This window comes from Corallococcus terminator, from assembly GCF_049194865.1.
GTDB classification, from domain to species: Bacteria; Myxococcota; Myxococcia; order Myxococcales; family Myxococcaceae; genus Myxococcus; species Myxococcus terminator_A.
Genome location: NZ_JBLZWL010000105.1, coordinates 15717 through 29641 on the forward strand (window position 1 = coordinate 15717; position 13925 = coordinate 29641).

General features: G+C 68.6%; 11 protein-coding genes. 7 read left to right on the plus strand and 4 right to left on the minus strand.

Features of this window, described 5'->3' with window-relative positions; all coding sequences use genetic code 11:
- The first annotated feature begins 54 nt into the window (after positions 1–54).
- Together rpmE and ACN469_RS32215 are read left to right on the plus strand one after the other, a co-directional pair.
- Positions 55–333 carry a 50S ribosomal protein L31 gene (gene rpmE, locus ACN469_RS32210; protein ID WP_174453441.1) on the plus strand — a complete coding sequence of 93 codons (279 nt, stop codon included), beginning with the start codon at positions 55–57 and terminating at the stop codon, positions 331–333.
- Between the two features lie 211 nt (positions 334–544).
- Positions 545–1426 carry a DNA-methyltransferase gene (locus tag ACN469_RS32215; RefSeq protein ID WP_253999451.1) on the plus strand — a complete coding sequence of 294 codons (882 nt, stop codon included), beginning with the start codon at positions 545–547 and terminating at the stop codon, positions 1424–1426.
- A gap of 31 nt (positions 1427–1457) precedes the next feature.
- On the opposite strand, the gene ACN469_RS32220 is transcribed toward ACN469_RS32215, so the two are convergent.
- A complete protein-coding gene (locus tag ACN469_RS32220; RefSeq protein ID WP_498774171.1) occupies positions 1458–3212 on the minus strand; it encodes a M1 family metallopeptidase in 1755 nt (584 codons plus the stop codon).
- A gap of 125 nt (positions 3213–3337) precedes the next feature.
- On the opposite strand from ACN469_RS32220, the gene ACN469_RS32225 reads away from it, so the two are divergent.
- Positions 3338–5728 carry a 3-hydroxyacyl-CoA dehydrogenase/enoyl-CoA hydratase family protein gene (locus tag ACN469_RS32225; RefSeq protein ID WP_498774173.1) on the plus strand — a complete coding sequence of 797 codons (2391 nt, stop codon included), beginning with the start codon at positions 3338–3340 and terminating at the stop codon, positions 5726–5728.
- 77 nt (positions 5729–5805) lie between these two features.
- Entirely contained in the window at positions 5806–6978 is a 1173-nt protein-coding gene (locus ACN469_RS32230; protein ID WP_498774175.1) for a thiolase family protein, read from the plus strand.
- A gap of 107 nt (positions 6979–7085) precedes the next feature.
- Here the strand turns inward: ACN469_RS32230 and ACN469_RS32235 are convergent, their stop codons facing one another.
- From ACN469_RS32235 to dgcN, 3 genes are all read right to left on the minus strand, one after another.
- Positions 7086–8927, minus strand: a complete 1842-nt coding sequence (locus ACN469_RS32235; protein WP_498774177.1) for a MutS-related protein — start codon at positions 8925–8927, stop codon at positions 7086–7088.
- Between the two features lie 173 nt (positions 8928–9100).
- Positions 9101–10087 carry an N-acetyl-D-Glu racemase DgcA gene (gene dgcA / locus ACN469_RS32240; protein ID WP_498774179.1) on the minus strand — a complete coding sequence of 329 codons (987 nt, stop codon included), beginning with the start codon at positions 10085–10087 and terminating at the stop codon, positions 9101–9103.
- Positions 10088–10094: 7 nt separating this feature from the next.
- Entirely contained in the window at positions 10095–11111 is a 1017-nt protein-coding gene (gene dgcN / locus ACN469_RS32245; RefSeq protein ID WP_498774181.1) for an N-acetyltransferase DgcN, read from the minus strand.
- Between the two features lie 208 nt (positions 11112–11319).
- Between dgcN and ACN469_RS32250 the strand changes: the two genes are divergently transcribed.
- The 3 genes from ACN469_RS32250 to ACN469_RS32260 all read left to right on the plus strand — a co-directional run bounded on the left by ACN469_RS32250 (position 11320) and on the right by ACN469_RS32260 (position 13916).
- Positions 11320–12414 carry a vWA domain-containing protein gene (locus ACN469_RS32250; protein WP_498774183.1) on the plus strand — a complete coding sequence of 365 codons (1095 nt, stop codon included), beginning with the start codon at positions 11320–11322 and terminating at the stop codon, positions 12412–12414.
- A 132-nt stretch (positions 12415–12546) separates the two neighbouring features.
- The gene (locus ACN469_RS32255; protein ID WP_498774185.1) at positions 12547–13320 is read left to right on the plus strand and encodes a metallophosphoesterase family protein; all 774 of its coding nucleotides are present in this window, start codon (positions 12547–12549) and stop codon (positions 13318–13320) included.
- Positions 13320–13916, plus strand: a complete 597-nt coding sequence (locus tag ACN469_RS32260) for a hypothetical protein (RefSeq protein WP_498774186.1) — start codon at positions 13320–13322, stop codon at positions 13914–13916. The genes ACN469_RS32255 and ACN469_RS32260 overlap by 1 nt, the downstream gene beginning before the upstream one ends.
- Positions 13917–13925 lie beyond the last annotated feature (9 nt).

Genomic DNA, 13925 nt, shown 5'->3' on the forward strand with positions numbered 1-13925 from the left:
GTGTCGGACCTCCCAGCCGTTGGCGGTTGGGGGCAAGGCACCTTGGAGAGCGTCATGAAGCCGGAACTGCACCCTGTCTATCCGCCGTCCCGCATCACCTGTGCCTGCGGCAACATCGTCGAGACCCACTCCACCCGCGGCTCGTTCTCGGTGGAAATCTGCTCGAACTGCCACCCCTTCTTCACGGGCAAGTACAAGCTCATCGACACGGCCGGCCGCATCGACCGCTTCAAGAAGAAGTACGCCGCGAACCCCACGAAGGGCGCCGACGCTGCTCCTGTCGAGGGCAACATCGCGGTCCCCGTCGCCAAGGCCAAGAAGGCCAAGGCCTGAGTCGGGCCGTCGCGCTTCGTAGCCACTGAAGCAGCACCACGAGCAGGGTGTCGGAGGGCCTCACGCGAGAGGCGCTCCCGCCCTGCTCGCGGTGTTTCTACGGCTTGAGCACCTCGTCAAGTTTCAGGGTGCTACAGGTCAGAAAATTGCTGTAGCAGCCTGTTGAGGCACATTCCGTCGCGTCCCAGACGAAGAGTCCGACGGAGGCGTGATGTTCGCGGAAGCTGCTGCCCCAAACCTGAAGGTTGTCCGGCGCTCCCTCAACGAGAGCGTGCACGCGAAGGGCGACGCCTGGACGCTCCTGCGAGGGGACAGCCTGGAGCTCCTGCAGCAGTTCGAGCCCCAGACGTTCGACATGATTTTCGCGGACCCGCCGTACTTCCTCTCCAACGGCGGCACCACCTGCAAGGGTGGCAAGCGCGTGTCGGTGGCGAAGGGCGGCTGGGATGTGTCACGCGGGGTGGAAGAGGACCACGCCTTCACCACCGCGTGGCTCGCGGCCTGCCAGCGGCTGCTCAAGCCCACCGGCACCCTCTGGGTGAGCGGCACGCAGCACGTCATCTTCAACGCCGGCTTCGCCATGCAGAAGCTCGGCTACAAGCTGCTCAACACCGTCACCTGGTTCAAGCCCAACGCCAGCCCCAACCTGGCGTGCCGCTACTTCACCCACTCGACGGAGCTGCTCATCTGGGCCTCGCCGAAGTCGGGCGGCAAGCTCCAGCACGTCTTCAACTACTCGAAGATGAAGGCGGACAACGGCGGCAAGCAGATGCGTGACGCCTGGGCTCTTCCTCCCTCTGGCGACGCGGAAGTCACGGCCGACGGCGAGGGCCGCCTGTGGACGCTCACCGTCCCGCGCGGCGGCGAGGAGAAGGCCTTCGGCAGCCACCCCACGCAGAAGCCCGTGGCCCTGCTGGAGCGCATCATCGAGGCGAGCACCCCCGAGGACGCGCTGATTCTGGACCCCTTCAACGGCAGCGGCACCACGGGCGTGGCGGCCCTCAAGCTGGGCCGCCGCTACGTGGGCATCGACATGGACGAGAAGTACCTGGACCTCGCCGAGAAGCGCCTCGTGGCGCAGTCGGCGAAGTAGTCCCCGCGCCCCCAGGTCCCCGCGCCGCTTCTCAGGCGCGGGACAGGATGAGCTCCACGCCCTGTCGGGCGATGGGGTGGTAGCGCTCCCCGTACTGCTTGAAGAGCGAGCGCGCCAGGGCGCGGTGCTCCCGGGACGCGGCGAGCACGCCGTACAGGGGCTTGAGGTACTTCATGCGCCCCACCTCGCCCAGGAACGCCTCGGTGCGACCCACCGCCGGCTCCCAGCCCGCGCGCAGCGCCGCCACCAGCCACGCCACCAGCACCTCCGAGTTGCGGCTGCGCGTGAAGGCGAAGCGCTCGTCGAGCTGACGGAACAAGTCCCTGGGCGCGTCCGCGGGCATCCACTCCAGGAAGAGCTGCCACTCCGCGGGCGTCCAGTCCTTGGTCGCCTCCACTGACGGCACCGTGCCTCGGGCGCGCTGCAAGGCCTCCAGCCGGCTGGAGCGCGGTGAAGGCGCGCTCGCGGGCACGCCGGGGCGTTGCAGGTATGCCTCCGCGTCGACCTTCGCCAGCACCCCGGGCAGCTCCCGCTCGGTGAAGGCGATGAACTCCTCGGTGGTGAGGGCGCGGAAGCGGTACGTGGCCAGGTAGCGGCGCAGGAACCCGTCGAAGGCCTCGCGCCCCACGGCGTCCTCCATGGCCCGGAGGAACAGGTAGCCCTTCTCGTACGGAATCTGGGAGAAGGCCTCGTCCGGGTCCACGCCCGTCAGGTGCGTGCGCAGCGCCGTCAGGTGCGGGTGCTCGCGGAAGTGGTGCAGCGCCTCGTCCAGCGCCCGCCGCCCCAGGGCCGCGTTCAGCGCGGCGACCTCCGGCCCGGCCAGTGCCTCCAGGATGCGGCGCTCGGCGAAGACGGTGAAGCCCTCGTTGAGCCAGAAGTGCTCCGCGGACGCATTCGTCACGAGATTTCCCGTCCACGAGTGCGCCAGCTCATGCGCCACCACGTTGACGAGGCTCTTGTCCCCGGCAATCAGCGTGGGCGTGAGGAACGTCAGCCTCGGGTTCTCCATGCCGCCGTACGGGAAGGACGGAGGCATGGTGAGCAAATCGAACCGCTCCCAATCATACGGCCCGAAGAGGGACTCGGCGGCGCGCAGCATGTCGTCCACGCCGGAGAACTCCTCGGCCGCGTCCTCCAGCAGCTCCGGCTCCGCCCACACGCGCGAGCGGGGGCCCAGCTCCTTGGGCGCCAGGCTGCCCACCGCGAAGGCCAGGAGGTACGGAGGCACCGGCTGCGGCATCTCGTAGTGCTCCTCCGCCTCCACGCCGTGCTCCTCGCGGCGCACGAAGCTGGCCGCCATGACGGCCTTGAGCGCCTTGGGCACTCGCAGCGACGCGCGGTAGCGGATGCGGATGCGCGGCGTGTCCTGCAGCGGCACCACGCTGCGCGCGTGGATGGCCTGGCATTGGCTGTACAGGAACGGGTGCTGCCCGCCCGCCGTCTGCGAGGGCGTCAGCCACTGCAGCGCGCTCGCCGTGGGCGAGGTGCGGTAGTGCACCGTGAGCTGTCGCACCCCCGAGGGCAGCTCCACCCTCAGCCGGCTGCCCAGAATCGGCTCCGGTGGGGCGAGCATGTAGGGCAAGGGGCGACCATTGCCGTCTACGACTCTGAGAATCTCCAAGTCCCTCGTGTCCAGGTCCAGCGGGCCGGCGGACGCCTCCTTCAGCGTCAGGGTTGCCTCCGCGTGCAGGCGGCGGGTCCGGAAGTCGACGCGCGCCTTCCAGTCCAGGGTTTCCGTCTCAGGCTGCGTGCTGTCGTTGTAGGAGTGCGGGTCGGGGCGAGCCATGGAGGTCCGGTTTGTAGTCCTTGGGACGACCCATGGCGAGTGCTCCCACCTTCCGAACAGATTGACTTTCGGGTCAATCGCCTACATTTGTGCAGTCCCTTCTTCCCTCAAGGGAGCCTCTTCCAATGACGACGCGGATCCGCAAGGTAGCTGTGCTGGGCGCCGGAGTGATGGGCAGCGGCATCGCCGCCCATCTGGCCAACTCGGGCGTGCGCGCGCTCCTCCTGGACATCGTTCCGCCGAAGGCCGCACCGGGCGAAGACACTTCGACCAAGGCCTTCCGCAACAAGTTCGCCCTCGGGGCGCTGGCCAACATGCGCAAGCAGAAGCCCAGCCCCATCATGTCCGAGCAGGTGTTCACCGCCATCGAGGTGGGCAACTTCGACGACGACATGGCGAAGATCGCCGACTGCGATTGGGTCATCGAAGTGGTGAAGGAGGACCTGAGCGTCAAGCAGGCCCTCTTCGAGAAGGTGGAGAAGCACGCCCGCAAGGACGCCATCATCTCCTCCAACACCTCCGGCATGTCGATTGTCGGGATGACGCAGGGCCGTGGCGCGGCGTTCAAGAAGAACTTCCTCGTCACGCACTTCTTCAACCCCGTCCGCTACATGAAGCTGCTGGAGCTGGTCGCCGGCACGGAGACGGACCCGGCGGTGATGAAGACCCTCCACCGCTTTGGCGAAGAGGTGCTCGGCAAGGGCATCGTCTACGGCAAGGACACCACCAACTTCATCGCGAACCGCATCGGCGTGTACGGGATGATGCGGACCATCGCCGCCATGGGCCCCGCGGAGCTGTCCATCGAAGAGGTGGACAAGATCTTTGGCCCGGCCATGGGCCGCCCCAAGTCGGCCGTGTTCCGCACCGCGGACATCGTCGGTCTGGACACCTTCGTCCACGTGTCGAAGAACTGTTACGACACGCTGACGCAGGACGAGGAGCGAGAGGTCTTCGCCATCCCCGGCTTCCTCCAGAAGATGGTGGAGAAGGGCATGCTCGGCGACAAGAGCGGCGGCGGCTTCTACAAGAAGGACAAGAGCAGCGGCGGGAAGGAAATCCTCGCGCTCGACCTGAAGACGCTGGAGTACCGCGCGCAGGGCAAGGTGCGCTTCGAGTCGCTGGGCGCCGCCCGCGAGGTGGAGAACGTCAAGGAGCGCGTCGCCGTCGTGATGAACGGCACGGACAAGGCCGCGAAGTTCGCCGAGCAGGTGACGCTGGACGTGCTGGCGTACACCAGCCGCCGTATCCCGGAGATCGCCGACGACGTGGTCAACGTGGACCGCGGCGTGCGCTGGGGCTTCGGGTGGGATTTGGGTCCCTTCGAGGTCTGGGACGCGTACGGTGTGAAGAAGGGCCTGGCGCGGATGAAGGAGCTGGGCCTCAAGCCGGCGAAGTGGGTGGAGGACATGGTGGCCACGGGCCGCGAGTCCTTCTACGGCGTGGAGGGCGGCAAGGACACGTACTGGGACATCCCCACGAAGTCCGTGAAGGTGGTGCCGGAGAACGTCCGCACGCAGCGCGTGGAGTACCTCAAGCGCGGCAACAAGAAGGTGGCCGGCAACGACTCCGCCACCCTGTGGGACCTGGGCGACGGCGCCACGCTGCTGGAGTTCCACACGAAGATGAACTCCATCGATGACCAGATCATCGAGATGATGAACACCGCGCTGGACGAGACGGAGAAGAACTTCAAGGGCCTGGTCATCGGCAATGACGGCTCCAACTTCTCCGCAGGCGCCAACATCGTCGCGCTGGTGTGGGCGGCGAAGAGCGGCGAGTACGAGTCCATCCGCAAGCTCGTCACCGGCTTCCAGGCGGTGAACCAGCGCATGCGCTACAGCCCGGTGCCGGTGGTGACGGCGCCCTTCAACCTCACCCTGGGCGGCGGCTCCGAGGTGACGATGGGCGGCAACGCGGTGCAGGCGAGCGCGGAGCTGTACATGGGCCTCGTCGAGGTCGGCGTGGGCCTCATCCCCGGCGGCGGCGGCAACATGCAGCTGCTGCGCAACGTCTACGGCGCGTACTCCACGGACAAGGACTTCGATCCGCTGCCCTTCCTCAAGAAGGTGTTCCTGGCCATCGGCACGGCGAAGGTCGCCACCAGCGCCGAGGAGGCGCGGGAGCTGGGCTTCCTGTCCCTGACGGACGGCATCAGCGCCAACCGGGACTTCCTGCTGTCGGACGCGAAGGCTCGGGTGCTGGGCATGGCGGACGCGGGCTTCCGCGCGCCGCGTCCCACGCGCTTCCGCCTGGGCGGCCCCAGCGGCTACGCCACCATCGACATGATGCTGTACGACATGGAGATGAACGGGCAGGTCAGCGCGCACGACCGCAAGATTGGTCAGAAGCTCGCGCGCGTGCTCACCGGCGGCGACACCAGCACCTCGGCGCTCGTCACCGAGGAGAAGCTGCTGGAGCTGGAGGCCGAGGCCTTCCTGAGCCTGTGCGGCGAGGAGAAGACCCAGGACCGTCTGACTCACATGATCGAGAAGGGCAAGCCGCTGCGGAATTGACGGCCGGCCGGTATCCATTGGCTACGACATAAATTTCGCTGCATGCCCGGGTACTCCCCGGGCAAGGAGACATCAAGATGCCTGGTCGAGTCGTGATTGCCAGCGCGGTCCGCACGCCGTTCACCCGCGCGCACAAGGGAGAGTTCAAGGACACCCGGCCGGATACGTTGGCCGCCATCGCCATCAAGGAAGCCGTTGCCCAGGTCCCCGGCCTCAAGCCGTCGGACGTGGAAGACGTCGTCCTGGGCTGTGCCATGCCGGAGGCCGAGCAGGGGATGAACGTGGCCCGTCAGGCCACGCTCCTGGCGGGGCTGCCGGTGGAAGTACCGGCGATGACCATCAACCGCTTCTGTTCCTCCGGGACGCAGGCGATTGCCCAGATTGCCGCGGCCATCCAGGCGGGGCACATCCAGGTCGGCATCGGCGGTGGTACCGAGTCGATGACGATGGTGCCCATGGGCGGCAACAAGGTCAGCGCCAACCCGGACATCATGGCGAACCATCCGGAGATCTACTCGTCCATGGGTGTGACGGCGGAGAACATCGCCTCCCGTCACAACGTGTCGCGTGAGGACTCCGACAAGTTCGCCGCGGAGAGCCAGCGCCGCGCTGCTTCCGCGCGGGAGACGGGCAAGTTCAGCGAGGAGATCGTCCCCGTCACCACCACCGTCTACGACGAGGATGGCAAGGCGCAGACGGTGACGGTGTCCGTGGACACCATCCTGCGTCCGGAGACGACGGCCGAGGGCCTGGGCAAGCTGCGCCCGGCGTTCAACGCCAAGGGCGTGGTGACGGCCGGCAACGCGTCGCCGCTGACGGACGGCGCGGCGGCGGCGGTGGTGATGAGCGAGGAGAAGGCGAAGGAGCTGGGCGTCAAGCCGCTGGGCTACTTCGTGGACTTCGCCGTCGCGGGTGTGGCGCCGGAAGTCATGGGCATCGGCCCGGTCCCGGCGGTCCGCAAGCTGCTGGCGAAGAACAAGCTCGAGGTGAAGGACATCGACGTCTTCGAGCTGAACGAGGCCTTCGCTCCGCAGGCGCTGTACTGCATCCGTGAGCTGGGCATCCCCATGGACAAGGTGAACCCGAACGGCGGCGCCATCGCCCTGGGCCACCCGCTGGGCGTGTCCGGTGCGCGTCTGGTCGCGACGATTCTGCGCGAGCTGAAGCGCCGCAATGGCCGCTACGGCGTCGTCACCATGTGCATCGGTGGCGGCATGGGCGCCGCGGCGCTCATCGAGCTGGCGAAGTAGTCAGCCGCCCGCTTCACCGACTGAAAGTTCGCGGGCCCCGGGGATGTGCTTCCCGGGGCCCGTGTCGTTGCGGGGGGCGACGCCGCGCCGGCCCTCCAGGCCCGACGTCAGGAGACCGGGGCCTCGGGGTCGTCCACGGGGACACCGGCGAGGCGCAGGACTCGCAGCGCGTTGGTGGTGTCCACCACGCCCTCGCGCAGCTTGTAGTCGAACACCATCTCCCCTGCCTCCAGGTGGTCCCTGAAGTGGACGTTGCGGACGTGCGCGTCACGCGTCTCTTCCGCCAGCGACGTCAGCGACAAGTCATGCGTCGTCACCGCGCCGGAGGCTCCGGTGGACAGCAGCAGACGGAGCACCTCGCGCGAGGCGAGCTGCCGCTCTCGCGTATTCGTGCCCAGGAGGATTTCGTCGAGCAGGAACAGTGCCTGCCCGTTCGCCGCGCGCGCCGCGTCCAGCACGGCCTTGATGCGCTGCACCTCCGCGTAGAAGTACGACACGCCGCGCTCCAGCGAGTCCTTCACGCGCATGCTGGTGAGCACATGCAGCGGTGACAGTCGGAACGACGCGGCGGACACCGGTGCACCGGCGAGTGCCAACACCGCGTTGGTGCCCAGGGCCCGCATCAGCGTCGTCTTGCCGCTCATGTTGGAGCCGGTGATGAGCAGGGCTTGCCGGGGACCCGGCAGGGACACGTCATTGGGCACGGGGGCGTCCAGCAGCGGATGGCCCATGACCTTCGCCTCGACGAGCGGCCCCGTGGCCTCCAGCGTGGGCCAGGCGAAGGCGGGCCGGTCATGCGCGAGCCCCGCCACGCAGGAGAGCGCCTCCAGCTCCGCGAGCGCCTCGAACCAGTGCCGCACCCGCGTGCCGTGCTTCGCGCGCCAGCCCTCCAGGGCGAACAGCGCGTGGATGTCCCAGAGCGTGAGCCAGTGCACGAGGGGGTGGAACTGGTGCCGCTTGAACTCGATGAGCGAGAACAGCCGGCTGAAGCGCTGGAAGTGCTTGGAGACGGGTGGCTCTCCCTGCTGCTGGAGTCCGGACTGGAGCTGGCGCAGGAGGGGATGCTCGAAGCGCTGACCTTCGATGCGCTCGAAGATGGGGGCGTAGCGGACGAAGCCCTGCTCGCCCTTCTCGACGCCCTCGTCCATCTTCCGCAGCGTGCGACGGGTGGCCATGGCCACCGCGAGCTGCGCGGCGAGTCCCGCCCACACAGAGGCGCCGGGCAGCACGCCCACTTCGCCCAGGATGAAGAGCGTCAGCGTCACCGGCGGCAGGAGGATGGCGAGCGGGCGGGACCAGCGGATGGAGTCCAGCGAGGGCCCGGCCTCGGACCACTGGATGAAGAGGCTCGGGTCGGCCTTCTCCTTCGCCACCGTGCGAGCCTCCACGCAGAGGTCCTGTCGGAAGTCCACGAGTGGTGCCAGCTCCCGCGCCGCGCCCTGCCGCGCCTGCACCACGTCGACGGGGGCGGGGGCCGACAGCCAGGCGGCGAGGCGCTCTTCGCCCGCGCGCGTGGCCGTCTCGTTCAGGAGCTGGAAGAGGCTGCCCTGCCCGAAGACATCCAGGTCCGGCGTGTAGAGGTGGGCGGGGGAGGCGAAGCGCTCGCCGCGCTCGGTGAACTCGTGCCAGCCGTGGCCCAGGCGCGCGAGGCCCCGCTCGTTGAGCGTGACGTACAGCCGCTGACGCGCCTCGCGGCGGAAGATTTGATGGTGGAGGACCGCGAGGAGTCCGTAGACGACGACGGCGGCCACCGTGCCCCACCACCACGTCTTGGGCAGTCGCCCGGTGACGATGAGTCCCGAGACGACGGCCGCGACGAGGAAGGCCAGGGTGCGCAGGTTCGCGTAGCGGGCGCTGACGCGGTCCAGTGCGGCCAGCTCCGCCTCCGCGGCGGCACGGCGCTGGGTGTACGTGTGGTGGGGGTTCGGACTCGGGGCGTTCGCGGACACTGTGGCCGCGCATGCTGTGCTTCCGGCCCGCGCAGGGCAAGGGCCGGCTGTCCCCAGATGGTGTCGGGACGACGGAGGCGTGCCCGGACTCGTTGCCCGAGGGGAAGGTGGCGCCCCGGACATCGGTGAACGGGGCGGATTCCTCGGCGGGCGGAGGCCGATGCGCTACCGGCTCAGCCCCACAGCGCCCGGGGCGGCCAGAACAGGGTGTTGCCCTCGAAGCGGATGCCCGGCTCGCGGTCCTTCGCGAGCAGCAGCGGGCCGTCCAGGTCCACCACCTCGGCGCCTTGCGCCACCAGGACGGCGGGAGCCATGGACAGCGAGGTCGCCACCATGCAGCCCACCATGAGCTGGAGTCCGTGTCCGCGCGCCTCGCTCGCCAGGGCCAGGGCCTCGGTGAGCCCTCCCGTCTTGTCGAGCTTGATGTTCACGGCGTCGTACTTGCCGACGAGGGTGGCGAGCCCGTGCCGGTCATGCGCGGACTCGTCGGCGCAGACGGGCACGGGACGTCGCAGTCCCCGCAGGCCCTCGTCGTCGGACGCGGGCAGCGGCTGCTCCACCATCACCACGCCCAGCTCGGCGCAGGCGGCGAGCAACGTCGGAAGCTCCTCCGGCGTCCACCCTTCGTTGGCGTCCACGATGAGACGACTTTCGGGCGCTCCGAGGCGGATGGCGCGCAGGCGCTCGATGTCGCCGTCACCTCCGCGTCCCAGCTTCACCTTCAGCAGGGGCCGGTGCGCGGACTTCTCGGCGGCGCGGCCCATGGCCTCGGCGGTGTCCAGGCTCAGCGTGTACGCGGTGACGAGCGGCTGGGGCTCCGACATGCCGAGCAGCTCCCAGATGGGCTTGCCGCTCTTCTTCGCCTCCAGGTCCCACAGCGCGCAGTCCAGCGCGTTGCGCGCGGCCCGGGGCTCCAGCACCTCGGGGACACCGTCGCGGCCCACGCCGCCCTCGATGCTCGGCCGGGCGATTTCCAGCGCGCGAAGCACGCCGTCCACCGTCTCCCCATAGCGCCCATAGGGGACGCACTCGCCACGGCCCACGGCGCCGTCTTCTTCCAGCGTGACGACCACCACCTCGGCCGTCGTCTTCGAGCCCCGGGAGATGGTGAAGCTGCCCGCGATGGGCCAGCTCTCGTGCCTGATGGTGAGCTTGCGCATGCTCGGGTCAGCCCTTCGCGGGGTAGCGACGCGCCAGCTCGTCGACCAGCGGGCCGACTCCGGTGCGGATGGGGTCGACACAGGGCAGGCCGTACTCGCGCCCGGTCCGCTCCAGCAGCGCCAGGGCGTCCTGCTCCTGCATGTGCTCGGTGTTGATGGCGAGCCCGGTGCACTGGATGGCGGGGTTGGTGAGCTGTCCTTCCAGCACCGTGCGGTCGATGACGGCCTGGATGGAGGGCAGGGCGTGCTGGACGCCGCGCATCTTCGTGCGCGTGGGCTCGTGGCAGACGATGAAGGCGTCGGGCTGCGCGCCGTGCAGCAAGCCGAGCGTCACGCCCGCGAACGAGGGATGGAACAGCGAGCCCTGGCCTTCCACCAGGTCCCAATGGTCCGCGTCATGGGCGGGTGACAGCCACTCCGCCGCGCCCGCGACGAAGTCGGACACCACCGCGTCGATGGCCACGCCCCGGCCGGAGATGAAGATGCCCGTCTGGCCCGTGGCGCGGAAGTCCGCCTTGAGGCCCCGGGCGCGCATCTCCTTCTCCAGCGCGAGCACCGTGTACTTCTTTCCCACCGAGCAGTCCGTGCCCACCGTCAAGAGCCGCAGGCCCTGCCGCTTCGTGCCCTTGCCCGTGGCGAAGTCCATGTCGGGGATGCGCACGTCGTGCAGCTGGCGGCCATTGCGAGCGGCGGCCTCGGCGATGGCGGGGAAGGAGGCCAGCCGCTTGTGCAGGCCCGTGGCCACGTCCATCCCCGCGTCCAGGGCCTCCACCAGCTTGCTCACCCAGTGCTCCGGGAGCACGCCTCCCGCGTTGGCCACGCCGACGATGAGCGTCCGGGCCCCCTTCGCCTTCGCCTGGGCGATGTCCAGGTCCGCCAGGCCACAGTCCGCCTGACAGCCGGGGAGCCGGAGCTGGCCCACGCACCAGTCGGGGCGCCAGTCGACGATGCCGTGCGCCGTCTTCGCCGCGAGCTGGTCGGGTACATCCCCCAGGAACAACAGGTAGGGCTTCTGGATCTCCACCAAGGTCCTCCCCGCGCCCCGGTCTGGGGCTGTGGCGAGGCTATTCAGCACGCCCCCGGCAGGCCCGCAAGGTCATCCCGGCCCCCTGTCGGGAGGGGCTCTCTTCGCCCCCCGAAACCACCCCACGCGTAGGCCCGTCCGGAGGCCCGGAAATGTCAGACCCTCCACGTATTCTTCATCCCATCGCAGCACACGAGGGGAGCGAGAAATGTCCGCGTCAGTCATTGATAATCGCGTTGAGATTGTCTTCAGCTTCGACACCACCGGCAGCATGTATCCGTGTCTCGCGCAGGTGCGAAAGAAGCTGCACGTCACCGTGTCCCGGTTGATGAAGGAGATTCCCGGCATCCGCATCGGCGTCATCGCGCACGGCGACTACTGCGACGCGGGCTCGACGTACGTCACCAAGATCCTGGACCTCACGGACGATGCGAAGGCCGTGGTGCGGTTCGTGGACAAGGTGGGGCAGACGGGGGGCGGTGACGCGCCGGAGTGTTACGAGCTGGTGCTGCGCGAAGCGCAATCCCTGTCGTGGACCACGGGCTACAAGCGGGCGTTCGTGCTGATTGGCGATGACGTGCCCCATGCGCCGTCGGACAACCCGAAGCGCCTGGACTGGCGCAAGGAAGTGGACGCGCTGGGTAGGATGGGCGTCCCGGTGTACGGCGTGCAGGCGCTGGCGCGGCGTCACGCGACGCCGTTCTACAAGGAGCTGGCGGAGAAGTCGGGGGGCTTCCACCTGAGCCTGGACCAGTTCGCGCACGTCACCGACATGCTGCTGGCCGTCTGTTACAAGCAGTCGTCCGACGAGCGGCTCCAGGCCTACGAGACGGAGGTGGCGAAGGAGGGGCGGATGAGCCGCGGGCTGAACGCCATGTTCAGCACCATGCTCCAGCGCAAGACGGAGTCGCTCTACGGAGAGACGGACCTGCGCGCCGTGTCGCCCGGTCGGTTCCAGTCGCTGGAAGTGGACGACGACATGCCCATCAAGGCCTTCGTCCAGGAGAACGGGCTGAGCTTCAAGACGGGGCGAGGCTTCTACGAGTTCACCAAGACGGAGACCATCCAGGGCCACAAGGAAGTGGTGCTGATGGACCGCAAGACGGGCGACTTCTACAGCGGAGACCGTGCGCGGGAGATGCTCGGGCTGCCGCCGGGAGAGACGGTGCGCATCCGGCCCGCCAGCCTGGAGAAGTACGTCGTGTTCGTGCAGAGCACCTCCGCCAACCGCAAGCTCGTGAAGGGCTCGAAGTTCCTCTACGAAGTGGAGGACTGGGACGGCGCGAAGGCCCTCGCGGCCTGAGTGAGTCCATGCGCCCGCGAGCGGGGTGACTGTCGGGCACGTGATGATCTCCATGAGTGGATGTTTCATCCACCGTGGCGACCTTGCCCTCAGGGTTGAAGAGGTGGCGGCCCGTCGTTACCTGGGACGACGGTGAGGTCTTGGGTCCCATGGCTGCTGGTGCTCTGCTCCAGCTGCGACGTCTTCGAGCTGCACCCCTATGAAGTCCGAGGGGGCGTCCGCGACACGAATGCGCGGGCGCTCGAGCGGCTCGAGCGCAACGTCAGTGGCGGGGCGTTCCGCTTCGCGGTGCTCGGGGACATCGGCGTCTACCAGGACGACTCTGTCGACGCGGTGAAGGCCATCTCGCGGCGGGGCGTCGACTTCGTCGTGCAGATGGGGGACCTGACGGAGTTCAGCTCGGCGCAGGAGTACGACTGGGTGGCGGGCCTGCTCGAGGACGCGGCGGTGCCCGCGCTGGCCGTCATCGGCAACCATGACCTGCTCGGAACGGGGCGGGCGCTCTACCACCGCCACTTCGGCCCGACGTTCCTGAGCTTCGAGTACGCAGGGAGCCGGTTCGTCCTCTTCGACTCCAACTCCCGTGAGTACGGGTTCCCGGGCGACGTGCCGGACCTGGAGCAGCTGCGCTCGGCGCTCGGGGAGGTGCCCGCGGGCGGGCATCTGTTCACGTTCTCGCATGTGCCGCCCGGTCACCAGGACTTCGATGCGTCGCTGACGGAGCCGCTGGAGCAGCTCCAGGCGGAGCACGGGGTCTCCGTCTCCTTTCATGGCCACACCCACCGCTTCAGCACCGACGTGCGGCGGGGCGTCCGTTACTTCACCACCGACTCGCTCGAAATCCACAGCTACCTGGTGGTCACCGTCGAGGGCGACTCGGTGGACGTCGAGCAGGTCTTCTTCTGATGGCGCGCACCTGGCTCGTGGGAGGACTGCTGGCGTCGATGTTGCTCGCGGGGCGCTCCGTGCGAGCGGAGTCACCCCGGCAAGCGGGAGCGCCGTGGTACGTGCCGGACCACGCGGCGCTCCAGTTCGCTGGCTCGATTGGAATGCTGGCGGCGGGGCCGGGGTGGGCCTTCCTGGACGAGCAACTGGAGCTGGAGGTGCTCGTGGGCTGGGCGCCCAAGGCGGTGGCGGGCGCGGACTTCGTCACCCTCACGCTCAAGGGCCAGTGGCACCCGTTCCTCGTCACCCATCGCGAGTGGAGCTTCCGTCCGTTCACCGTGGGCGCGGCCTTCAGCTACACCTTTGGCGACGACTACTACCTGACGCTGCCGGACCGCTACGTCTCCGGCTACTACTGGTTCAAGACGGCGCTGAGGCCCGCGCTGCTGCTGGGCGGGAGCGCGGGCCGGTCCGTGCCGTCGCTGGGCCTGCGGCACCTGGAGGGCTACTACGAGCTGGTGGCCACCGACTACCGCATCGTCCAGTTCCTCCAGAACCCGAGCACCGTGAAGACGGGCCTGTTCACGCTCGCGCTCGGGGCGCGGGTCCGCTTCTGAGCGGCCCCA